Origin of the sequence: Variovorax sp. CCNWLW235 (assembly GCF_037204085.1) — a bacterium.
Classification (GTDB): Bacteria; Pseudomonadota; Gammaproteobacteria; order Burkholderiales; family Burkholderiaceae_C; genus Variovorax.
Genome location: NZ_JBBCBW010000007.1, coordinates 105,065 through 128,197, shown reverse-complemented (window position 1 = coordinate 128,197; position 23,133 = coordinate 105,065). Strand labels below are relative to the sequence as shown.

The following is a 23,133-nucleotide window of genomic DNA, read 5'->3' as shown; positions in this document are numbered from 1 at the left end:
GAGCAGCGGCGGTTCCGGACGCCAGGCGCGCGCTGGCCGCGGCGATTTCCTTGAGTCTTGAGTTCAACAATTGCTATCTCTGGGAGGTAAATAACAATCATTATCATTTAAGAAATGAGAGAAATCTTGGAAAAGTCCTGAAAAAGCATGACGGCGGCTGCCGGCGTGCAGGCGCACGCCTCCTGGATGCAGTCAGTCCGCCGCTGCGCAAGGCGTTGCACGCGCCAGATGGCTGATGTGGTCGAAGTCGAGGCTTTCCAGCGCCTGGCGCACCGCCTTCACCAACGCGTGATGGCGCGGGTCCGCGGCAAGCCGGTCGGCCCATTCGTGCAGGTCGGTCCAGCGGCCGTCGCGGGCCAGCGCTTCGAGCTCCTTTCGTGCGTCCAGGGGGAGCGGTGCAATCTCGGGCACCGGCCGCACCTGCCGCCGCGGTGCATCGACCGAAGGTTGCGGCTCGGACGGCATGTCGCCGGCCATGGGAAGGGGGGCCTCGGCCTCCGAGGCGGCATCGACCACGACTGAAAAACGCAGCCGCGTGCCCAGGTGGCGGCGGCTGTCGAGTTGCAGCTCGCCACCCATGCGCTGAACGATGCGCCGCGCAATCGCCAGCCCGAGCCCGCTCCCGGCCGCGGCCGGGTCTGCCTGCGTGAAGGCACGAAACACGCGCCGCTGGTCCTTGCTGTCGATGCCGATGCCGCTGTCCCAGACCTCCAGGCTCAGCCGCCATTGCTGCTCGGCGGGGTGCGCCTGCACGCGCAGGCCCATCTGTCCGTTGTGCGTGAACTTGGCGGCGTTCGAAAGCAGGTTCAGCAGCAGTTGCTGAAAGCGCTTGCTGTCCAGGCGCACCGCCGGCGGAAGCGTGCCTCTGACTTCGAGCATGAAGCGGTTGTTGCGGCGCTGCGCCAACGCGGACGCGTACTGCGCGATGTCTTCGATCAGCGCGGGCAGGCGGATCGGCTTCGGGTCGAGCGCCAGCGGCAGCAGCTCGCCCTTGGCGTATTCGAGCAGGTCGTCGACGAGCGCAAGCTGGTAGTTGGCGCTGCGTTCGATGGCCTGCAGCTGCGGCGGCGACGCCGCAAGGTCGCCCTGCAGCATGCGGGCATGTCCCACGATGGTGGCCAGCGGTGCGCGAAGGTCATGGCTGATGTAGGCCATGAGCCGCGTCTGCTCGCGCGCGCGCTGTTCGGCTTGCTCCAGCGCGGCGTTGAGCGCGCGTGTCTTGCGTGCCACTTCGTTGTGCAGCCGCTGTTGCTCGTGCGCCTGCCACTGAACCAGCTTGCGCTGCGCGGCGTGCTGCTGGTGCGACAGGTGGTGGGTCCATGCTGCCAGCACCACCAGCCCCACCAGCAAGCCGGGAAAGCCCAGCGCATAGGCATCGAAACCCGGAATTGTGTGCTCCGGCATGGAGAGCTCAGCCAGCCGCAGGCACACGCCCAGGGTGACGACCACCATCACCGGAAAAGCCAGCCGGCCGCCCGGCCCGGCGCGGCGCATGTAGACGAAGCTGCTGATCGTGAGGGCCAGCACCAGTGCCAATGCGCTCACGATGCCGGCCTGCGCGAAAAGCGGATAGCTGCCCAGCAGCGTTCCGAGCGTTACCAGCGCCTGCGCCGCGGTCAACCCCATCAGCACGTACAGGCCGGGCCGGCGCACCGGGCCGCCGCGCGAGAGCGCATGCAGGTACAGCACCATGTTCAGCACGCAGCATCCGGCAATGAAGCCCGCCGCGCGATAGCTCCATTCGGTGCCGTCGGGCCAGAGAAGCAGCCGCGCATAGCCGCGGTAAGTGGCTTCGTAAAGCGCGACGAGGGCAAACCCGAGGCTCTGCGAAGCCATCGCCCCCTTGCGCGAGATGCCCCACACCGCCAGCGAATACGCCGCGAGCACCAGCAGTCCGCCGATCAGAAGGCCGTCGATCAGCGCGTGGTTGCTCTCGTACTCGCGCCAGGTGTCGGAGCTGTGCAGCACCGGCGCCAGCTTGACGCTGCTGTGGCTTTGCACGCGCACCAGCACATTGGCAAATTCGCCTGGCTGCAACTTCAATGCGAGCGTGGGCACACGGTCGGCCTTGCGATGAAGGTTGTCGGACATGGAGATGCCGGCCACCTCATGCCGCCATGTTCTCGAGAGTGCCTTGCCGAGCCGTCCCTGTTGCACATGAAAGTCGACGTACTGGAGCCACGTGGTGTTCAGCACCAGGCGCAACGGGCGCACAGCGTTGCTGTCGTTCGCAATCGATAGCCGCAGCCAGAACACGGAGTTCGAAAAGCCCGGGCGCATGCGCGCCTTGCTGCCCGGCACGAAGCCGCCCGATGAGCCGCCGTTCTGCGCCTGCAGGGCCTCCACGGCTTCCATAGAGAGTTCGGCTTTCCGGTCTTCGAGTATCTCGACCTTGTCGTCCAGCGCGATGGGCAGGTGCGCGGCGTCGCGCAGGTGCAGCGTGGCAGCGTGCGCGGGCTGGATCCACCAGCAGATGAAGAAAGCCGCGCACAACAGCAGAACGTTGCGCACCGCAGTCACGGCCGCCTCAGGCCTCGGAGATAGGCAAAGGCAAAGGCAAGGGCACCGGCAGGGGCAACGGCGCGGCCTTGCCGCCAAGCGTGCTGCGAAAGCCGCTAGGCGTGGTCTGGAAACGTTCGCGGAACGCAGTCGAAAAATTTGCGGCGTTCGAGAACCCCACCGCAAGGCCCACTTCCTCGACGCTGAGCGCGGATTCCGCGAGCAGCCGGCGTGCCTCGGAGAGCCGCGCCTCGCGCACGAACTCGAACACCGTGCGCCCCGTCATTTCGCGAAACACGCGCGAGAGGCGCTTTTCATGCGTGCCCACGCGCGCAGCCAGTTCGGGCAGCGGGGGCACGTTCGCCAGGTCCGAGGTCACGATACGCTGGGCCGCCAATGCGATGACCCGGTCGGGTCCGGCTTCCCTTGGCTCATCGGCCGGTGCTTCCATGCTTGCGGCGTCTGCGTGCGCGTGCTTGCTGCTGGCCAGCACCAGGTGCACCGAAACGCGCGCCAGCACTTCGGCCGGTTCGTACGGCTTGAGGATGTAGTCGACCGCGCCTTCGTGCAGGCCCGTCAATCTTTCCGAAACCGAGCAGCTGGACGTCACGAAGATCACAGGAATGTGCGCCGTGGCGTGGTCGGCCTTCAGCAGCCGGCAAGCGGCAAAGCCGTCGGGGCCGCCCATGCGCACGTCCAGAAGGATCAGGTCGGGCTGCAGGGCTGTCGCCCGCCGATAGCCCTGCATGGCGTCGAAAGCCATGCTGATGCGGTGTCCCTCACCCCGCAAGGCAGCCAGCAGGAGCTGCAGTTCGTCGATGTTGTCGTCCACCAGCAGGATGTGCGCACGCCGCGGTGGAATGGAGGACCAGTAGGACATTCGTTTAGCGTAGGGCGGTCCCCCTTAAAACACGTGTGACGGAATTCACGTTCCTTTGCAATCGTAAACAAATGTCAGTTTTAGAAAACATTCCGTCCGGCGCAGCAAAAGCCTGCTAGGCGCCCCCCTCGAAGAATCGCGCTCTTTCCTGGACACCTGCGCCGCATTCCGCGGCGCCAGAACGCACGGTGCCAGGGCCATCAGAGCCATTACGAGGGACGGGATGCCCAACACCCCAACGATCTTGTCGGGCGCGAAAGCGCCGAGCGATTTCTTCAAGCTTGCGCGGAAGGCCGTGCGCAGGCGCATGGCGCGGATGCCGGCGTTCATCGCCGTTCCGCTCGCGAGCTTGCTGCTTGCCACGGCCGCCCATGCGATACCGCAGGTTTCCAGCCTGGTGCACGTGCCCAACATCGTTCCCGCGGGCGGCACGGTGACCAGCACTGTGACCGTCGCCGAGACCGACAGCCTGCCGATCGGCGCGCCGGGTACCTCGTTCACCTACACCATCCCGGTCAACAGCATCTACATGGGCACGGGCGCCGTGCCGGTCGGCAGCTGCAGCTCGACCGTCAATGTGGGCGAGGCCGGGCCCGGCACGGTCACCTGCTCGGGTATCACGCTCGCGGCCAACCAGACGCGCGATTTCGAACTGCGGCTGCGCACGGTCTCGCAGGGCACGCTGAGCGTTACCGCAACGCCGGCGGGCGGCGGCGCGAGCGAAACCAAGACGATCACCGTCAACCAGGGCGCCGACGTGGCCGTGGTCATCACGGCACCTGCCACCGCCTCCAGCGGCGCGACGGTGCCGATCGCCTTCACGCTCACCAACAACGGGCCTGATGCCAGCTCGGGCTCGACGCTGACCTACAACATTCCAACGGGCCTGTCGGTCTCGGGCAGCGGCCTGCCTTCGGGCTGCTCGATTGCCGGCAGCCAGCTGACCTGCAACGTCGCGGGGCTCTCGCTCAACGGCAGCCGCACGATCACCGTCAACGGCGTGGTCACCGGGGCCGCGGGCTCCACCATCACGCACCAGCCTGCGATTGCACCTGCGGGCTCGATCGACGACGGCGTGCCGGCCAACAACAACGCCACCGCCAACACCACCGTCACCGCGGGCACAGTGCTCTCGATGACCAAGGCCCACGATGGCGGCCAACTGCTCGTGGGCCAGCGCTTCAACTTCACGTTGACGCCGCGCTACAGCGGCAGCGCGCCCACGGGCGTGACGGTGACCGATACGTTGCCGGCCAACTTCCAGATCAACGGTTCGGTCACCGCGGCCAGCGGTTGGACCTGCTCGGTCTCCGGCCAGACAGTGAGCTGCACGCGCACCGACATCGGCGGTGCAGGCGGTGCCAACCAGTCGCTCGGCAACATCGTCGTTCCCGTCATTGCCACGGCCGCCGGCACGGGCGTTGTCAACGAAGCGACCGTGAACGCCGCCGGCCCGGTGGCGACATCGGCCACCGGCAGCGTGCCCGCCAACGTGGCGAATTCCGCCACCGACTTCCGCGCCGACAAACGCCGCGGCTGGCCGCAGAACAACGTGCCGATCAACCAGCCGTTCGACTACCAGGTGGGCGCCACCAACCTGGGCGGCACGCGCCTCCTGGCGGGCAGCACTGTCAACCTGGTCGACGACTTGCCGGCCGGCGTGCGCATCAACAGCGTCGGTGCGGGGAGCTATGCCTGCACGATCACCAAGGGCGGTTCCACCGTTGCGGCGCCGGTCGATGGGCCTGCCACGGTGAACTGCACGCGCACGCTGGTTTCCGACATCCCGGTGGACACCTCGAACGGCGGCAGCGCGCGCAATGCCGGCTTCGTGACGGTGAACGTCACGATCCCCGCGGTGCCGGCGGGCAACGCCCCCATCGTCAACAGCATGTGCGTGAACGTGGCGCTGCCCGCGAGTGCGCCCACTGCAGGTGCGGACCCCGACGCCAACACCGGCAACGACTGCGTGAACCTGGGCACCGGCGTTGACGACAGCGCCAACTATGCCGACGTCAAAGTTCTGAAGCGCGTGGTGGGCATCGGCAACAGCACGGGCAACCGCCAGACCGCGGGGCAGGCGATCACCTGGGAGATCGAGGTCGTCAACAGCGGCCCCTCGGTGGCGCAGAACGTCGCGGTCAGCGATCGCTTCTTGCAGGTGGTGGGCACGCCTACGGTGTCGCAGACCGCCAATGCCGCGACCTTTGCCGGCAGTTGCGCCTTGCCCGCACCATCGGGCGGCGCGGGCGACACATCGCTTGCGAACTGCAACATCACCCAGCTGCCGGTATGCCGTGCGAGCACGGACCCCGTGTCGGCGGTGCCGCTGTGCCCGGTAATCAGCGTGCAGGCTCAGCACTTCGGCGACGGCGCTTCGGCTGCCGACAACACCTTCCAGATCGCCAACAAGGCCAGCGCCATCGCAGCCATGCCGGCTGACCCCGTGCTCGACGACGCGGGCGTGACCAACAGCGGCTCCGCCACCGGCTTCTTCAATGCCGTGGCCGATGTGACGGTGACCAAGACCGCAAGCCCGGGCTCGGTGCCCGTCGGGCAGGTGCTCACCTACACCCTTACCGCGCGCAACCGGTCCGTTCAGGAGGACAGCTTCAGCCGCGCCTACAACGTGCAGGTGACCGACACCCTGCCGTCGGGCCTGATGTTCATCAGGGCCATCGCCTCGAACGGCGGCAGCTGCACGCCCCCGCCCAATGCCACGCAGCCGACGGGCCCTGGCAACAACCAGCTCGTGTGCACCTGGAGTTCGCTCGTGCGCAACGAGCAGCAGACGGTCACGGTGGAGGTGCGCCCGCTCTATGCGATCAACGGCACCACCATTACCAACAACGTCGCCGTCAGCACCACCACGCCGGAAGGCAATGCCACCAACAACCAGGCAGCGGCCGGTGCCAGCGTGGTTGCGCCCGTGTACGACCTGGTGGTGACCAAACGCGACGACGTCGATCCGGTGAACGTGGGCGACGACGTCACCTACACGATCACGGTCTCGAACAACAGCGCCTCGACCGCCGAGGGAGTGCGGCTCATCGACAACCTGCCCACCGCGGGAACCAACGGTGAGCCGGCGCCCACGTTTGTGTCGGCCAGCGCGCCGGCCGGAGTCGGCGTCACGACACCCGCGGTCGGGTCGTCCGGCGGACAGATCGTGTTCACGATCCCGGCGATTGGCGGAACCGGCACAGGGGCCACGGGCGAGCCGAACACGCTGCAACTCCAGGTGGTCCTGCGCGGCGTTTCGCGCGGCACCTTCCAGAACCGCGCGGCGGTCGACTTCGTGGATGCCTCGCGCAATGCCTTCGACACCAGCCAGGGCAATAACACGGTGGCCGAGAACACCACGTTCCGCTTCAAGGCCGACGTGGAGGTGGTCTCCAAGACCGCCGTTTCAACGGGCACCGCAACGCCGCTTGCCACCGTGGCCATCGGCCAGGGCTTCGACTGGCTCGTGCAGCTGCGCAACAACGGTCCCGACAGTGCCGAGACCACGAGCTTTACCGACACGCTGCCCACGGGCCTGGCGCTGACGGGTACGCCGGTCTTCTCGGTAACTGGCGGCACCTTCACGCCCGCGGCTCCCACCTGCACGGGCAGCGCGGGCGGCACCAGCGTGAGCTGCGCCATCACTTCGATGCCGGCCAACGGCACGGCAACAGTGCGCATTCCGGTGCGCACGACCACGGGCAGCACGCCCGCCAACGGCACGCCGTTCACCAACCGCGCGCACCTGGTGACCACCGGCTCGGGCGACACCAACGGCGGTTCCGATCCGAACGCGGGCAACAACTTCAACCAGGGCAGCATCACCGTGCAGAGCAGCGCGCTGAGCGGCCGCGTTTATGAAGACCTGGACGGCGACGGCCAGATCGATAACGGCGAACCCGGCATCGCCGGCGTCACGATGCGCCTGACCGGCACCGACAGCCTGGGCAACGCCGTCTCGCTGACCACCACCACGGCCACCGACGGCAGCTGGAGCTTCACCGTGCCTGCGGGCACCTACAGCGTGGCCGAGGACCAGCCCGCCGCTTACCAGCCGGGCATCACCCGCGCAGGCGGCGTGACGGGCGCGGGCAGCACCGCCGGCACCGTGCCGGCGGGCACCTCGAACGGGCCTAACGGCTCCAATGCCAACCGCATCGACAGCATCGTGCTCGGCGCGGGCGGCACTTCGACCAGCAACAACTTCGGCGAAGTGCGCCCGGCGAGCCTTGCCGGCCGCGTGTACCGCGATGCCGACTACAACAACGCTGCGAGCGCTGGCGATCCCGGTATTGCGGGCGTGACAGTCACGCTCACCGGCACCGACATGTTCGGCAACCCGGTGTCGACCACGGCCACCACGGCCAGCGGTACCGGCAACTACGCCTTCAACAATCTCCTGCCCGGCAGCTATGTGGTGACCGAGACGCAGCCCGCCGCCTTCGCGGATGGCAGCGATGCGGCCGGCACGGCCGGAGGCACCGCGGGCAACGACGTGGTGAGCGCCATCGCATTGCGCTCGAACGTGAACGGCACGGGCTACGACTTCGGCGAACTGCTCACCCGCATTCCGGTGCGCGTGTTCGTCGACGGCAACAACGACGGCGTGCCGCAGGCGGGCGACACGGGCATTCCTACTGTGGAATTGCGCCTCACCGGCACTGACGCCGCAGGCAACCCGGTCAACATCGTCGCCGTGCCCTCGGGCCCGGACGGCAGCTACGAGTTCCGCAACGTACCGCCCTCGGCGCCCGGCGGCTACACCATCACCGAAACGCAGCCCGCCAACTACGCACCGGGCAAGGCCAACGCAAACGGCCAACCCGGCGCGGCGCAGGGCGGCGGCAACAGCATCACGGGCGTGACCGTGGCCGGCACCAATCCGCCGCTCACGCAGGGCGAGTACTACTTCGGCGAGCTGCTGCCCGCGGGCATCTCGGGCCGCGTGTACTACGACCGCGACGGCAGCGGCGTGCAGGGCGCACCGGCCACCGAACCCGGCATTGCGGGCGTGACCATCACGCTCACGGGCACGGACGTCAACGGCCAGCCGGTGACGCGCACCACCACCACCGACGCCAGCGGCGACTACAACTTCGCGAACCTCGCGCCCGGCACCTACACGGTGACGGAGACGCGGCCCGCGGGCTACGAACCCGGCATCACGCGCGCCGGCAATGTGAGCGGGGCCGGCAGCACACCGGGTTCCGTGCCCACGGCCGGCAACGGCGTGCTGAACGGGCCCAACGGCTCCAATGCCAACGTCATCCAGAATATCGTGCTCGCCGCGGCGGGTGCGGGTTCGGCCGCCAACAACTTCTCGGCCGTGCGCCCGGCCAGCGTGTCCGGCTACGTGTATGCCGACGTCGCACCGTCGAACGGCACCCGCGACACCGCGGAGCCCGGCATTGCGGGCACCACGGTGCGAGTGACCGGCACCGACTTCCTCGGCAACGCAGTCACTCAGACGGTGCAAGCCGCCGCCGACGGCCGCTACTTGGTCGACAAGCTGCTGCCCGGCACCTACCAACTGGACGAGACGCAACCCGACGGCGTGGCCGACGGCCCCGAGTCGCTCGGCACCGTGGGCGGCGCGCCGCGCGGCACGTTGAACCCCGGCAACGTGAACGACCGCTTCGGCGCTCTCGTGCTCGCATCGGAAGACGCAGGCATTGACTACAACTTCGGCGAGCGCGGCGGGCAGATCGCGGGCTGGGTCTACGTCGACAGCAACAACGACGGCGTTCGCCAGGCGGGCGAGCCGGGCATTCCCGGCGTCAGCGTCACGCTCACCGGCCGCTCGGCCAGCGGGCTGGCGGTGAACGCCACTGTGGTGACCGACGCGAACGGCCGCTATGTCTTCACCGGCCTGCTGCCGGCCGATGCCACCGGCTACACCCTGCGCGAGACGCAACCCGTCACGTTTGCGGACGGCCTGGACGCGGTCGGCACGCTCGACGGCACGGCCGTCGGCAAGCCCGGCAACGACGTGCTCTCCGGCATCATGTACCGCGGCGGCAACGGCGACGACTACAACTTCGGCGAGCGCGGCGCATCCCTTGCGGGCACCGTCTACAACGACGCGAACCGCAACGGAACGCGCGAACCGCAAGACCTTCCGATTGCCGGCGTGACCATCACGCTCACCGGCACCGACGCCGCGGGCAACCCTGTCACACGCACCGCCGTGACCGGCCCCGACGGCCGCTACGAGTTGGCCGGCCTGCCGTTGCCCGGTACCGGCGGCTACACCGTCACCGAGACGCAGCCCAGCGGCTACGACGAGGGCATTGCCATTCCCGGCACGCTCGGCGGCTCGGCGCAGGGCACCAACCAGATCCGCGTGAACTTCACCACGCTGGCGGCCAACGGCACGGGCTACGACTTCAACGAGCACAACAACCTGCCTGCTTCGCTGACCGGCACCGTGTGGTTCGACCAGAACCACAACCGCGGCCGCGAAAGCGGCGAAGGCCAGGGCGAAGGCTGGACCGTGGAGCTGATGCGCTGCGCCGATGGCGGCAATGCCTGTCCGGAAACCGCGGCCACCGTGCTCTACACCGTGACCACGGGCGCGGACGGCAGCTACCGCTTCGGCGACCTCACGCCGGGCGAATACCGCGTGCGCTTCCGCTCGCCCGACGGCCGCACCGTCGGCGGCGTGTGGCCCACCGATGCGGCGCAGAACGGCGCGGGCGGCCCTTACCCCACGCCGGCCGCGAGCGATCCGCGCTTCTCGATCAAGGTGCGCGTGAACGCCGGCGCCAACGTGCAGCGGCAAGACCTGCCGTACGACCCGGGTGGCGTGGTGTACGACAGCGTGAGCGGCACGCCCGTGCCCGGCGCCGTGGTGCGCCTGGTCGGCCCGCCGGGCTTCGACCCGGCACAGCATCTGCTCGACGGCCGCGACACCTACACCACCGGCCCCAACGGCTACTACGACTTCTTCGTGCTGCCGGGCGCACCGGCGGGCGAGTACCGCCTGGCGGTTACGCCGCCGGGCAGCTACCTGCCGTCGTCCATCTACCCGCCGGCGGCGGGCGGGCTGGGCACGCAGTCGTGTTCCGCACCGGCGAACGGACCCGCACCCGCGCAGAGCAACCCCTGCGTGGTGAGCCCGGGCGCGGGGCTGGTGCCCGGCGCCGGCTACTACCTGGCGTTCCAGATGCCCGGCGGCGGCGGCCAGCACGTGGTGGCCAACAACATTCCGCTCGACCCGTCGGACGCCACGCTCATCGAGTTGCGCAAGACCAGCTCGAAGCTGACGGTGAAGAAGGGCGAACTGCTGCCTTACCGCATCACGGCGCGCAACACCCGTGGCAACCCCGTGCCGGGCGTGGCCGTGGTCGACACGCTGCCGCCGGGCTTCCGCTACGTGCAGGGCTCGCTCACCGTGCGCACCATGCCGGGCGGCGTGGCGCTGCCGGTGGTGCCGCAAATCAACGGCCGCCAGGTCGTGGTGCCCGGCCAGAACTTCGCGCCCAACGAGACCAAGGAATACCTGATGGTCGCGGGCGTGGGAGTCGGCGTGGGCGAGGGCGAGTTCGTCAACCAGGTCATCGCCACGCAGGGCGTGGGCGGCCGCGTGCTGTCGAACCTGGCCACCGCCACCGTGCGCGTGGTGCCCGATGCGCTCTTCGACTGCACCGACGTGATCGGCAAGGTCTACGACGACAAGAACGCCAACGGCTACCAGGACGAAGGCGAGCCCGGCCTGGCCAACGTGCGCATCGCCACCGTGAACGGCGTGCTGGTAACCACCGATGCCGAGGGCCGCTACCACATTGCCTGCGCCGCCATTCCGAAGGAAGGCACCGGCAGCAACCTGGTGGTCAAGCTCGACGACCGCACGCTGCCTTCGGGCTACCGCACCACCAGCGAGAACCCGGCCGCCGAGCGCGCCACACGCGGCAAGGTGCTGAAGGTGAACTTCGGCGCCACGGTGCACCGCGTCGTGCGGCTCGCGCTGCAGGGCGCTGCGTTCGAAGACGGCGCCGCCGCGCTGCGCGCCGGCTTCGTGCCCGAGCTCGACCGCACGGTGAACGTGCTGGCCGAGAAGGCCTCGGTGCTGCGCCTGGCCTACAAGGCCGCGCCCGGCGAAGCCGAATCGCTCGGCCGCCAGCGCACCGACGCGGTCAAGGCCGCCGTGCTCTCGCGCTGGAAGCAGCTGGGCGAGCAGCGCGAAAGCCGCAAGGAGCCGCCGCTCTTCAACCTGGACATCGAAGTCGAGCTGGTGCCCGCCGCCACGCCCGCGGTGAAGCCATGACGCGAGAACGAGTGAACGCCATGAAAAGCCACCTGACACCGAAGAACCCGTTCAAGCGAGCCGATATGAGAAAGCTTCCGAAGCGTATCGCCCTTGCGGGCGCCGTCACCGCAGCCTGCATGGCCATGGGGCTTGCCGCGGCACAGGAAACCGCCGTGCGCGGCCGCATGCTCGACCATGCCGCGGCCGACCCGCGCGCGGTGGACATCGACGGCACGCGCCACCTGCCGCGCAGCGGCGAGCGCGAGCTGCCCAAGGCCACCTTCGTGCTCGGCGATGCACGCGAGCCGGCGGCGACGACCCCGGCCACTGTTGCCGCACCGGCCGCCCCCGCGGCCACGGAGCGCAGCGAAACCGAGACGCCGCAGTTCGCGTCGGGCTCCGATCTACTGGCGTCGGCGGACCGGGCGCAGCTCGACCGCATCGCGGGCCTGGTGAAGGGCCGCGAAAGGCTGCGCTTCGAGATAGTGGGCCATACCGACGCGCAGCCGCTGAGCGCCAGGTCGCGAGAGCGTTTTGCCGACAACCACGCCCTGGGACTGGCACGTGCGCAGCAGGTGGCGCGCTACCTCACAGGGCGCCTTGGCCTGCCTGAATCCGCGGCGGCTGCAAGCTCCCGCGGCCCTGACGAACCCGTTGCGGCGCCTGCGTCCGATCCCCTCAACTGGCCCGCCAACCGGCGCGTCGAAGTGCGCGTGTACTGGACCGATGCGGCGCCCGCTGTGGCGAGTGCGCCCGCCGCGGCGCCGGCCGACCCCGGCGTGTGCCGCACCTTCACCGCCATTGGCACCGACGATGCGCCGCTGCGCCTGAGCGTGGACGGCCAGTTGCTCGACGGCAAGGGCGCCGCTGCGCCCGGCGGCGAGGGCGCCACCAGCGCCGACCGCCAGCGCTGCGTCGACGTGCAGCTCGAACGCAACCAGCTGCGCCTGCAGTACGACAACCTCTCGCAGCCGCGCCGCCTGAGCGCCGCCGCCTGGCCCACCACCGTGGTGGCCGGCGACACCGTGCGCTTTGCGGGCTACAGCAACTACCTGCTGTTCACCGCCAAGGCCGAGCTGCGCATCTTCACGGCCAACGACGTGATGCAGCGCCGCCTGCTCGCCACGCTGCCTCTGGACACCGCGATGCGCGGCGAATGGCAGGCGCCCGCGGGCCTGCTCGACCGCTTGGCCGATGGCGCCGGCGGCAAGCTCTACTACCGCTTGCGCGTGTACGACCGGCAAGGCCGGTTCGACGAGACGGACGATCTTTCGCTCACCGTGGCCGAGCGCCACGCGCCCGAAACGACCACGCCCGATCCGGCGCGCGAACTGCTGCGCGCCTACGGCCAGAACAACATCGCCATTGCCAACATTCCGCTGGCGGCCGGCACCGTCACCGCCAGCGGCGCGGCCATTCGCCCCGGCGAAAAAGTGCGCGCCCTCGGCTTTGCCGTGCCGGTGGACGACAACGGCCGCTTCGTGTTCCAGCAGCTCGTGCCGCGCCGCGTGCAGACCGGCGAAATTGCAGTCACCGATGCGCAGGGCGCCACGCGCTCGTACCGCCGCGACTTCGACCTGCCCGCGAGCGACTGGTTCTTCGTGGGCCAGGCCGACCTGACGGTGGGCAGCAACAGCGTGAGCGGCCCGGCGGCGATCATGACCAACGACAAGAACCGCTACGGCGGTGGCGGCTGGAGCGAAGGCCGCATCGCGGGCTATGCCAAGGGCCAGCTCAACGACCGCTGGACGCTCACGGCCAGCGTCGACACCGAGGAGCGTCCGCTCAAGGACCTGTTCCGCAACCTCGACCGCAAGGATCCGACCTCGCTGTTCCGCCGCTTCGACCCCGAAGATTCGTGGACCACTTTCGGCGACGACTCCACCACCATCGAGGACGCGCCCACGCAGGGCCGCTTCTACCTGCGCGTGGACGACGGCCGGTCGCAGGCGATGTGGGGAAACTTCAAGCTCAACTTCGGCGACACCGAACTCACCCGCGTGAGCCGCGGGCTCTACGGTTTTCATGGCCGCTACCTGGGCGACGAATCGACCTCCTTCGGCGAGGCTCGGCTCAAGATCGATACCTTCGCGGCCGAGCCGGGCACGCTGGCGGCGCGCGAAGAATTCCGCGGCACCGGCGGCTCGCTGTACTACCTGCGCAACCAGGACATCACGCGCGGCGCTGAGCGCGTGAACATCGAAATCCGCGACCGCGACTCCGGCTTCGTGCTCAAGCGCACGCAGCTGGTGCCCAGCTCCGACTACGAGATCGACTACCTGCAGGGCCGCGTGCTGCTCTCCGCGCCGCTGCCCAGCCTGTCGGACGACGGCTCGCTGGTGCGCGCCGGCGGCCTCACGGGCATGCCGACCTTCCTGGTGGTGGACTACGAATACACGCCGATCGCGAGCTCGCTCGACACGCTGGCCATTGGCGGCCGTGTCTCGTGGTGGGCCAACGACCACGTGGGCGTCGGCGTGACAGCGTCGCGGCAAGACCAGATCGGCGCCGACCAGCGGCTGGCGGGTGCGGACATCACGCTGCGCAAGACCGAGAACACCTACCTCAAGGGCGAGTTCGCGCGCAGCAAGGGTCCGGGCACGGCGCAGCTCGACTCGCTCGACGGCGGCTTCAGCTTCAGCGGACGCAGCGGCGCCCTGGGCACGACACTTGGCAACGGCCCCACGGGCAATGCGAACGCATGGCGCCTCGAAGGCCAAGCCGACCTGGCCGACTTCGAGATGAAGGGCGGCGGCCGCGTCAGCGCCTATGCGCAGTCGCGCGATGCAGGCTTCTCCGCACCGGGCCAGTACGCCAGCAACGCCACGCGGCAGGTCGGCCTGTCGGCCGCCGTGCCTTTCGGCGAAAAGGGCGAGGGCGGCGAGCTGCGCCTGAAGGCCGACCGCCGCGACGAACGCGACGGCTACAACAGCAGCGTGCTCGACGCGCAATACGGCCTGCGCCTGTCGCCCGACTGGAAGCTGGGCCTCGGCATGCGCTATGACGACAAGACCGGCGACTCGCTCATCACCAGCCCCTCGCTGCCGAGCACGCAGGCGGTCTCCGGCGAGCGCGCCGATGCCGCCGTGCAGCTGGAATACACCGGCAACGACCGCTGGAGCCTGTACGGCTTTGCGCAGAAGACGCTGCGGCGCACCGGCACGCGGCTGGACAACGATCGGCTGGGTTTCGGCGGGCGCTACCGCGTCAGCGACAAGCTCGCGCTGCGCGGCGAGCTCTCCACCGGCGACGGCGGCCTTGCGGGCAAGGCCGGTGTCGACTACCAGTTCGACGACCGTTCCAACCTCTACATGACCTACGTGGCGGACACCGGCCGCACCGACGAGAACCTGATCGGCCGCGGCGGCAGCCTGGTGACGGGCGTGCGCTCGCGCGTGGGCGACGGGCTCACCCTGTTCACCGAGCACCGCCATGCCACCGGCACGCAGCCGGGCCTCACGCATGCCTACGGCGTGCAATACGCGCCCGACACGAACTGGACCTTGGGCGTGAACTTCGAGAATGGCTGGGTCGGCGCCGAAACCCTGGGCGCCACGCGCCGCGAGGCGGTGGCTTTGACCGCCGGCTACTCGAGCGAGCGCCTCAAGTACAGCGGCGGCCTCGAGTACCGCAAGGACCGCACCACGGCGGAAGCGCGCACCAGCTGGCTCGTGAAGAACTCGTTCTCGTGGAAGGTGAACGACGACGCGCGCTGGGTCGGCAAGTTCAACTGGGCCGACAGCGACAGCAGCACCGGCGCGCTGGCCGCGGCCAAGTACACGGAGGCAATGCTCGGCTACGCACTGCGCCCGGCGCTGGACGACCGGCTCAACCTGCTCTTCAAGTACACCTACCTGTACGACCTCTCGTCGCCGGGCCAGGTGGTGTCGGCGGGCGGGCTCGATTCGAGCCTGGGCACCGTGTCGACCACCGGCATCGACTACCAGCAGCGCAGCCACGTCTTCGCGATCGATGCCACCTACGACATCAACGAGCGCTGGACCGTCGGCGGCAAGTACGCATGGCGCCGCGGCGAACTGCGCGCGAGCCGCGACAACTCGGCGCCGTGGTTCAAGAGCTCGGCCGAACTGGCGGTGCTGCGCGTCGACTGGAAGCTGGTGCGCAACTGGGACTGGATGGTCGAGTGGCGCTCGCTGCGCGCCAAAGAGCTGAAGGACCGCAAGAGCGGCTGGGTCACGGCCGCCTATTACCACGTGAACGAGAACCTCAAGGTGGGTGTGGGCTACAACTTCACCGACTACTCCGACAACCTGACCGACATGAGCTATCGCAGCAAGGGATGGTTCCTGAACGTGCTCGGCAAGTTCTGAAGCACCGGTCACAGGAGAAACGGTGCATGCATGAACGACAGGAGTTCGACCTGATCGTGCCCCTGGTGGACATCGCGGAAGCGCTTGTCCCCAGGCACTATCCGGGCGACAACCGCCAACGCTACAAGCTCTACGAGGAGTGGGCGCAAGACTTCCTTGTGGACTTTGCCGCGCGCGCCGCCGCGGGGCGAAGGCCCGAGGAAACCTACCGCCAGGACATCACCGATTTCGCGCTTCGCAAGGCCGCGGCATACGGGTTTGCGGCTTAGCGCAACCGCGGTGGCCGCGCCCGTCAGGGCAGGGTAGCCTGCAGCGCCAGGAAGGCTTGCATCTCCGCGGCGGTGGCGGCGCCCGATCGCCTGGCCAGCGCACGCACCACCTGCAGCACCTCGCGGAAGATCTCTGCGTCGTGTGCCGGCGAGCGCTGGTCTTCCTCCTTCCAATCGAAAGCGGCCCAGCCATTTCGCGCCGACACCTGGCGGTCCAGCGGACCGAGCGCTTCGAACAGCGCCTTCATGAAAGCCGCACCGCGCAGCTGGTTGTCACGGACGACCGGGCTGCCATCGACATAGGTAATACGCGCCAGATCGGGCGGCAGCTCGAGCCCGCCCTCTGGGTCCAGCAGCGATGCAAGACGGTTCCACATTGCGCTGGCTGCGTAACTCTCGGCGAACACCTGCGCCTGCAGGGCCGGCAAGGTGGCGGGCAGCGACCGCTCCGCGCCCACGCCGGCGCGCAATGCGTATTCAGCCCAACGCGCGGTTCCCTCCAGGAGCCAGCGCGCCTTGAACATGGTGTAGCCGTACTGGTATTGGTGGAAGAGTTCGTGCGCAGGCGACACGTTCTGGTTCGAATGGCTGTTCAGCAGGTCGATGCGCAATGCGCAGTGCCCCTGGGGCCCATCAATGCCAAGGCGATAGTTCGTCGCTTCGTCATAGGAACGGCCGTTCCCTTTCTCCATCTTGAGCAGAAAGACGTCGATCGATGCGGTGCGCGCATTGCGGGCCTGGCGCATCGGATGCGTGAGGCCCATCACCTCGGAGAAGATGCGCCGCCCCACCACCAATTGCGTGGCCACGTCCTCGACCTTGTCGGGCACGCCGTTGCGGTTGGCGTCGCGGGTATCGGGCAACGCATGCTCTCCATCCAGCGTGTAGAAGATGCGGAACTCATCGCGCACATGGATGCGATCGAGGCGGGGAAAGTCTGCGTTGCGTGGCGTGCGGCATTCTTTCGGACCAGTTGCCTGGGCTGCGGCAGGAGAGGCCGCAACGAGCATGGAGCCAATGAAGAGAAGGGCTTCTTTCCACGGACTGCGCCGGCTTTTTCCGCGAGAACTCCGCCGTTGGCCGAACGGCGCGGAGAGGGCATCTCGCGAGTGTTTCATGGCGCTTCCAGTATGCCATTGGCAGACAAGGCGGCGCTTCGTCTTCGAGTGCCTGAACTAGGCCAAGGCGACGGCTTCTACCTCGACCTTGAACCCGAAGTGCAATGGCCCCGTCGGCACGATGGCGCGGGCCGGGCGCGCATCGCCGGCCCATTCCGCATACAGAGTGTTGAACGCCGGCCAGTTCTCGATGGCGTCAAGGTAGACGCGAACCTGCACCAGGCGGTCGATGCCGCTCCCCGCCGCAACCAATGCGACCTTCACGTTGTCGAGCACCTGGCGCGTCTGCTCTTCGAACGAGGCCTCGGTCAGCTTGCCACCGCCGGGCGCAATGGGTAGTTGGCCGGAGACGAAGACGAAGCCGTTGGCCACGGTGGCGTGGCTGTAGTGCCCGCCCGGTGCGGCCAAGTTGTCGGGCGCGATGGGTCGAACGATGTTTTTCATGTGGTTCTTTCTTACCAGCCGTGGAGCCGGCTCCAGGTTGCGAGTGTTCCGTCTTGCGCCACCGCGTGGTACTGCGGAAACTGCGCGCCGGTGGCGCAGGCGTGGTTGGGTAGTATGCGCAGCTGCGTGCCGATGGGAAAGCGCGTTGCAATGCCTGTGTCGGGCGTGCCTTCGCGCGAGAGGATGCCGTGCTCCTGGTTGGCGCCGCTCAGCACATAGCCGTCGATCGGTTCGCCATTAACGCCGCAAACCTGGCCGTAGCCGTAGTCGCGCTTCTGCTTCTGCGTGCCGCGGTCGCGGCTCATCGCCATCCAGCCTGCGTCGACGATGGCCCAGCCCTTGTCCGGCTGGTGGCCGATCACCGTCGTGAGCACGCTCAGCGCAATGTCCGCGGCTGTGCAGACGCCGATGTTCTTCATCACCAGATCGAAGAACACATACACGCCGGCGCGCACTTCGGTCACGCCGTCGAGTTGTTGCGCATGCAGCGCAGTAGGCGTGGAGCCGACGCTGACCACCGGGCAGGGCAGGCCCGCGGCGCGCAGGCGCTCGGCCGCGTGCACGCAGCCCGCGCGCTCCTGCTCGGCCATGGCGGCCAATGCCTCGGGCGCGTCGAGTTCGTAGCTGGAGCCCGCATGCGTGAGCACGCCGCCGAGCCGCATGCCGCCCGCGTGCAAGGCGCTTCCTGCTTCGAGCAGCGCCGCTTCGTCGGGCTTGATGCCGGAGCGGTGGCCGTCGGTGTCGATCTCGATCCACACCTCGAACACCTCGCCATGCACACGGCCGAACTCGGCGATTGCCGCGGCCGAAGCCGGGCTGTCCGTGATGATCTTCAGGTCGCAGCCCTTGCGGCGCAGCGCGAGTGCCTGCGGCAGCCGGTGCTGCGCCATGCCGACCGCATAGAGGATGTTTGTGATGCCGTCGGCGAAGAACTGCTCCGCCTCCTTGAGCGTGGAAACGGTGATGCCCTGCGCGCCCGCAGCCAGCTGGGCGCGCACGACCGGCGTGCACTTGGTGGTCTTCACATGCGGGCGAAAACGCACGGACAGCGCGTTCATGCGCGCCTGCATGCGGTCGATGTTGTGCTGCATGCGCGGCAGGTCGATGAGGGCGGCCGGCGTGTCGAGCGTGGCAAGTTGCGATGGTGTGTTCATGGGCCTGACTGTAGTAACTCGAGGGGCGTGCGTGGTTTAATAAAACTACAACAATCGTTAAGTACAGCTGAATGCTCCGCATCGAAGACCTGCAACTTGCCGCAGCGCTCGCGCAAGCACCTTCGCTGAGCGCGGCCGCGCGCGCGTTGAACGTCACGCCACCCGCGTTGTCGATGCGGCTACGCAAGCTGGAGGCCACGCTCGATGTCGCTCTGGCGGTTCGCACCGCAAGGCGCCTGAGCCTCACGGCCGAGGGCGAGCGCTTTGCGCGCGAGGCGGCGGCGTTGCTGGCGGGGCTCGAGGCTCTGCCGCAATCGTTCCAGCGCAACGACCGCCGCTTGACCGGCACGCTGCGCATTGCGGCGCCCTTCGGTTATGGAAGGCAGCGCATCGCGCCGATGCTCGCGCGCTTTGCGCGGCTGCATCCCTCGCTGGGCCTTCAGCTCGACCTGAGGGAAACGCCGTGGCCCGACCGGCACGATTCGGACGTGGTGATTCACATTGGCACGGTGCGCGATTCGTCGTGGGTTGCGCGCACGCTCGCCTTCAATGAGCGCTGGCTGTGCGCCAGCCCGGGTTACTTGCGCACACACGGAACGCCCAGCGAGCCGCGCGACTTGCTGAAGCACTGCTGCATCAGCATCCGCGAGAACGAGGAAGACGTGACGCTGTGGCATTTCCACCGGCCCGTAGCAAAGGCTTCGGGCAAGGCAAAGGTGCTCGATGCCGCGCGGCGGCAGAAGCCGCGCGAAACGGTGCGCATCGTGCCCAGCTACACCTCGAACGACGGCACCGTGGCGCGCGAGTGGGCCGAGCAGGGCCTTGGCCTGGTGCTGCGGTCCGAGTGGGATGCCGCGGAGTCGATTGCCCGCGGAACCCTGGTGCGGGTGCTGCCCGATTGGGCGCTCGACAGTGCGCCCGTGACGGCGCTGGTGCCCACGCGGCAGGGCCGCACGGCGCGCGTCCAGGCGCTGCTTCAGTTCTTTGAGGAATCGCTCGGAAAACTGCCGGCTCAGCGGCGCTGAGAGAACCGGCTGCAGGCAGCCGGCACGTTTTGATCAGCTCGCCAGCTGCGCCTGCAGTTCGGCGACCTGCTTGCGCAAGGCGTCGTTCTCGGCCGTGAGTTCTGCCACGCGCTGCTCCAGCAGCAGGAGCGCGTCGGCCTTTGCCGGCTGGTCGGCCGTGTTCGATTCAGCCGACTCCGCAGCCTCCTCGCGCGGCTTGCGCTTGGCTTCGCGAACCCGCTTGGCGGCCTGCTTGAGTTCGTCCTTGCCCGCGTTCGCGGCAGAAACCTGCTCTTCAGCGGGCAGGCTGGCCACCGCCGCCGCGGTGTTGATGGAAATGACGCCCGACTTCACGGCTGCGACCAATTCAGGCGCGGCCTGCTTCTGGATCTTCTCGATCATCACCACCTGGTTGCTGCTGAGCCGCGCGGCGCGTGCAATGGCTTCGCGGCTGCTCAGCGGTGCGGGCGGGGGCAGGGCGGGCGCGTCGTCAGCGGACGATCCGGCGGCGGGTGGGTCGGCATCGAACGGCGCGCCGTCGTCGGACGGCGCCGTGTCGGCCATTGCGCGTGCGCGGCGCTCGTCGACGATGTCCTTCTTTCGCAGTGCCAGTACGCCGCGAAGAAAGTCGGAGATGCTGCGCCGGCCCAGGTGCTGGTCGATCATCCAGAGGTGCACGTCCTCGATGGTCTTGAAGCGCATGTTCTGCACCGTCTGGAACGGCAGGCCGTGCTTCTGGCAAATGCCGTAGCGGTTGTGGCCGTCCACCAGCACGTCGCCCCACAGCACCAGCGCGTCGCGGCAGCCCTCGGTGAGGATGCTGCGCTCCAGCGCCTCGTGCTCCTCCGGAGTCAATGGATCTATATAGGCTTTGAGTTCTTCGTTGACGACGATGTTCATGAGGCAGGGATCGGGGAAAGGGGCGGAATTCTAGTTGGCGGCCGCACGCGATCATCTGGCTGTCATGCAAGCAGCCCACCATCGCCGAACGTTTGGTTGCGCTAAATCCGGCGCGCGGCTGTCTCGCTTTGGTGCGCTCGAACGTCTACTGGGTATGGAGCATGAAGGGATCGGGAAATGGGGCATTTTTGTATCCACAAGTAGTAATAATTCTCATTTGTATTGAGCAATTCAGGAGTACCTCCCTCATGTTCATGTGTCTTCAACCTCGTCGACGTTCTTTCGCGCGCTTAGAGGTGCGCTTCGCATGATGAGAGAGCCCATCGACATGGCGTTGCCTCTTTCCGAGCCCACGCTCGCCGAAGTCTTCATTGCCAACCGTCCGCAGCTTCTGCGCGTGGCGCGACGGATCGTGCGCACCGCGGAACTCGCCGACGACGTGCTGCAGGACGCCTACCTGAAGATCACCGACGGCCCCTGCGTGCGCAAGGCCGATCGGCCGATCGGCTATTGCTGCCAGGTAGTGCGCAACGTGGCGCTCGACTGCTGCCGGCGGCATACCGTCGAAGCCAACTACCGCACCTTCGACGTCGACGTCGAGGCGCTCGACGTGGCGGGCCCGCCTTCGCCCGACCGCCTGATGCGCGAGCGCCAGGCCATTCACGCGATCGACAAGGTGCTGGCCGCACTGCCTGCGCGAACACGCCTGGTGTTCGAGCTCTATCGCCTCGAAGGCCTCACGCAGCGCGAAATCGCAGTGCGCCTGGGTTGCGCGCTCGGGCTGGTGAACGGGTTGATCGCCGAGGCGGCACAAGCAATCAAGGAATGCGGCCGGCTGCTCGACGACGATTGAGCCCTGGGCAATTGAAGCCCTGAACGCGTGCGAGATTGGTGTAAGGTAAAAGCCTTAGCGCCGACGCATTGTGCTGCCGCGCAATGCCACACATCTTCACGCACATGACACAAGAACAGGACGATCCCATCTGGAACGCCGCATGGCAATGGGTGCAGCGCGAGTACGACCGCGAGAGCTTCGATGCCGCTGCGCGCAGCGAGATGACGGCCTGGCTTGTTGCCGACCCCCTGCATCGCAAGGCCTACGACAAGGCGGCCCGCCTGTGGCTGCTCGCGGGCCTTGTACCGCCTGAGTCTCCGCCCGCTTCTCCCCCTGCTTCTGCGGAGTGAACAGATCGCGTCCTGAAACGTCTTGTTGAACAGAGGAGCGAACAGAAGGCCCGCCGGGCCGCCTGATCGCCAGAACCTGTTCAACCGCATAAGGACGCATCCATGTCGACGAGCTGCTTCGATCGCGAAGACGAGACCTTCATTGTTCTGGTCAACCACGAAGACCAGTATTCCATCTGGCCCCACTGGAAGGCCGTGCCAAAGGGGTGGACCGCGGTCGACGGCATCAAGGGCGACAAGAAGACCGCCCTTGCCTATGTCGAAGAGACCTGGACCGACATGCGGCCCCGGTCGCTGCGCGAATGGATGGCGCGGCAAGAACAAAACCCGACCACCGAACCTGCGGCCGGTTGACGCGCGTGGAGACGAGCGTCTCGCTGTTGTGCCTGCCGTGCGCGGGTGCCAGCGCCACGATGTACCTGCGCTGGCGCCGCCTGCTGCCGGGCTGGATCCGCGTCGTGCCGGTGGAGTTGCCCGGCCGTGGGAGCCGTTCGGCCGAAAGCCCGCTCCGCAATTTCGACAGCCTCGTTGTGCAGGTCTGCGCAGAGCAGGCCGAAGCCATGCGCGGCAACTTCGCGATCTTCGGCCACAGCATGGGTGCGCTGCTGGCCTACGGCATCGCATGCCGGCTGCGCGCGATGGGGCGCGAATTGCCCGTGGCGCTTCTTGCCTCGGGCAGCTCGGCGCCCAGCCGGCGTGACCCTGCGCGCTTTGCCGGAAAGACCGACGACGCGTCGCTGATTGCCGACCTGCGCAAGCAGGGCGGAACGCCCGAAGAAGTGTTTGCCAGCGCGGAGTTGATGCGCATCACCCTCGACGTGCTCGGGGCCGACTACCGCGTGTGCGAAGGCTTTCGCCATGCGGACGAAGCGCCGCTGCCGGTGCCGCTGCATGTGTTTGCGGGGCGCGACGACGACATCGAAGCCGAGCGCATTCACGCCTGGTCAGCCGAGGCGGGCGGCGTCTTCACGCTCGACTGGTTCGACGGCGGCCACTTCTTCATCCGGCAACAAGAGGCGGCCTTTCTGGCTGCGCTCTCGCAGCGCCTCGGCCAGGTCGTCGCGGGAGATCGCCATGCGACTCATGCCCTGGCCTGAT

Annotated in this window: 14 protein-coding genes; 8 read left to right on the top strand and 6 right to left on the bottom strand. The window is 67.9% G+C overall.

Annotated elements, in window-relative coordinates:
- Positions 1-192 precede the first annotated feature (192 nt).
- Complete coding sequence (locus tag V9L21_RS10695; RefSeq protein WP_337311652.1) at positions 193-2,520, bottom strand: sensor histidine kinase; 2,328 nt, start codon at positions 2,518-2,520, stop codon at positions 193-195.
- A 7-nt stretch (positions 2,521-2,527) separates the two neighbouring features.
- A complete protein-coding gene (locus tag V9L21_RS10690) occupies positions 2,528-3,379 on the bottom strand; it encodes a helix-turn-helix domain-containing protein (RefSeq protein ID WP_337311651.1) in 852 nt (283 codons plus the stop codon).
- A gap of 223 nt (positions 3,380-3,602) precedes the next feature.
- Between V9L21_RS10690 and V9L21_RS10685 the strand changes: the two genes are divergently transcribed.
- The 3 genes from V9L21_RS10685 (at position 3,603) to V9L21_RS10675 (ending at position 16,230) form a co-directional block, all read left to right on the top strand.
- Complete coding sequence (locus V9L21_RS10685) at positions 3,603-11,648, top strand: SdrD B-like domain-containing protein (protein WP_337311649.1); 8,046 nt, start codon at positions 3,603-3,605, stop codon at positions 11,646-11,648.
- Positions 11,649-11,713: 65 nt separating this feature from the next.
- Positions 11,714-15,961 carry an OmpA family protein gene (locus V9L21_RS10680; RefSeq protein ID WP_337311647.1) on the top strand — a complete coding sequence of 1,416 codons (4,248 nt, stop codon included), beginning with the start codon at positions 11,714-11,716 and terminating at the stop codon, positions 15,959-15,961.
- A gap of 26 nt (positions 15,962-15,987) precedes the next feature.
- Positions 15,988-16,230 (top strand): hypothetical protein, encoded by a 243-nt coding sequence (locus tag V9L21_RS10675; protein WP_337296806.1) that lies wholly within the window; start codon positions 15,988-15,990, stop codon positions 16,228-16,230.
- Positions 16,231-16,253: 23 nt separating this feature from the next.
- Here V9L21_RS10675 and V9L21_RS10670 read toward each other — a convergent pair whose 3' ends face one another.
- The 3 genes from V9L21_RS10670 to V9L21_RS10660 form a co-directional block, all read right to left on the bottom strand.
- Positions 16,254-17,141 (bottom strand): hypothetical protein, encoded by an 888-nt coding sequence (locus V9L21_RS10670; protein WP_337311645.1) that lies wholly within the window; start codon positions 17,139-17,141, stop codon positions 16,254-16,256.
- A gap of 264 nt (positions 17,142-17,405) precedes the next feature.
- Positions 17,406-17,792 carry a RidA family protein gene (locus V9L21_RS10665; protein WP_337311643.1) on the bottom strand — a complete coding sequence of 129 codons (387 nt, stop codon included), beginning with the start codon at positions 17,790-17,792 and terminating at the stop codon, positions 17,406-17,408.
- Positions 17,793-17,803: 11 nt separating this feature from the next.
- The gene (locus tag V9L21_RS10660; protein ID WP_337311641.1) at positions 17,804-18,946 is read right to left on the bottom strand and encodes a DSD1 family PLP-dependent enzyme; all 1,143 of its coding nucleotides are present in this window, start codon (positions 18,944-18,946) and stop codon (positions 17,804-17,806) included.
- A gap of 71 nt (positions 18,947-19,017) precedes the next feature.
- Here V9L21_RS10660 and V9L21_RS10655 point away from each other — a divergent pair, with 71 nt between their 5' ends.
- Complete coding sequence (locus V9L21_RS10655) at positions 19,018-19,971, top strand: LysR family transcriptional regulator (protein ID WP_337311639.1); 954 nt, start codon at positions 19,018-19,020, stop codon at positions 19,969-19,971.
- 33 nt (positions 19,972-20,004) lie between these two features.
- Here V9L21_RS10655 and V9L21_RS10650 read toward each other — a convergent pair whose 3' ends face one another.
- Positions 20,005-20,850: a plasmid replication/partition related protein gene (locus V9L21_RS10650; protein ID WP_337311637.1), complete on the bottom strand. Its 846-nt coding sequence runs from the start codon at positions 20,848-20,850 to the stop codon at positions 20,005-20,007.
- Positions 20,851-21,157: 307 nt separating this feature from the next.
- Here V9L21_RS10650 and V9L21_RS10645 point away from each other — a divergent pair, with 307 nt between their 5' ends.
- The 4 genes from V9L21_RS10645 to V9L21_RS10630 all read left to right on the top strand — a co-directional run bounded on the left by V9L21_RS10645 (position 21,158) and on the right by V9L21_RS10630 (position 23,132).
- Positions 21,158-21,703: a sigma-70 family RNA polymerase sigma factor gene (locus tag V9L21_RS10645; RefSeq protein WP_337311635.1), complete on the top strand. Its 546-nt coding sequence runs from the start codon at positions 21,158-21,160 to the stop codon at positions 21,701-21,703.
- Between the two features lie 104 nt (positions 21,704-21,807).
- Entirely contained in the window at positions 21,808-22,035 is a 228-nt protein-coding gene (locus tag V9L21_RS10640; protein ID WP_337311634.1) for a DUF4880 domain-containing protein, read from the top strand.
- A gap of 102 nt (positions 22,036-22,137) precedes the next feature.
- Positions 22,138-22,389: an MbtH family protein gene (locus V9L21_RS10635; protein WP_337311632.1), complete on the top strand. Its 252-nt coding sequence runs from the start codon at positions 22,138-22,140 to the stop codon at positions 22,387-22,389.
- Between the two features lie 5 nt (positions 22,390-22,394).
- Complete coding sequence (locus V9L21_RS10630) at positions 22,395-23,132, top strand: thioesterase II family protein (RefSeq protein ID WP_337311630.1); 738 nt, start codon at positions 22,395-22,397, stop codon at positions 23,130-23,132.
- Position 23,133: the final 1 nt, after the last annotated feature.

What these genes read in the sequence shown, in the direction of transcription:
- V9L21_RS10690 (WP_337311651.1), bottom strand. Translation starts at nt 3,379, where the DNA reads ATGTCCTACTGGTCCTCCATTCCACCGCGGCGTGCGCACATCCTGCTG.
- V9L21_RS10680 (WP_337311647.1), top strand. Translation starts at nt 11,714, where the DNA reads ATGAGAAAGCTTCCGAAGCGTATCGCCCTTGCGGGCGCCGTCACCGCA.
- V9L21_RS10640 (WP_337311634.1), top strand. Translation starts at nt 21,808, where the DNA reads ATGACACAAGAACAGGACGATCCCATCTGGAACGCCGCATGGCAATGG.
- V9L21_RS10660 (WP_337311641.1), bottom strand. Translation starts at nt 18,946, where the DNA reads ATGAACACACCATCGCAACTTGCCACGCTCGACACGCCGGCCGCCCTC.
- V9L21_RS10655 (WP_337311639.1), top strand. Translation starts at nt 19,018, where the DNA reads ATGCTCCGCATCGAAGACCTGCAACTTGCCGCAGCGCTCGCGCAAGCA.
- V9L21_RS10675 (WP_337296806.1), top strand. Translation starts at nt 15,988, where the DNA reads ATGCATGAACGACAGGAGTTCGACCTGATCGTGCCCCTGGTGGACATC.
- V9L21_RS10685 (WP_337311649.1), top strand. Translation starts at nt 3,603, where the DNA reads ATGCCCAACACCCCAACGATCTTGTCGGGCGCGAAAGCGCCGAGCGAT.
- V9L21_RS10635 (WP_337311632.1), top strand. Translation starts at nt 22,138, where the DNA reads ATGTCGACGAGCTGCTTCGATCGCGAAGACGAGACCTTCATTGTTCTG.
- V9L21_RS10645 (WP_337311635.1), top strand. Translation starts at nt 21,158, where the DNA reads ATGATGAGAGAGCCCATCGACATGGCGTTGCCTCTTTCCGAGCCCACG.
- V9L21_RS10650 (WP_337311637.1), bottom strand. Translation starts at nt 20,850, where the DNA reads ATGAACATCGTCGTCAACGAAGAACTCAAAGCCTATATAGATCCATTG.
- V9L21_RS10665 (WP_337311643.1), bottom strand. Translation starts at nt 17,792, where the DNA reads ATGAAAAACATCGTTCGACCCATCGCGCCCGACAACTTGGCCGCACCG.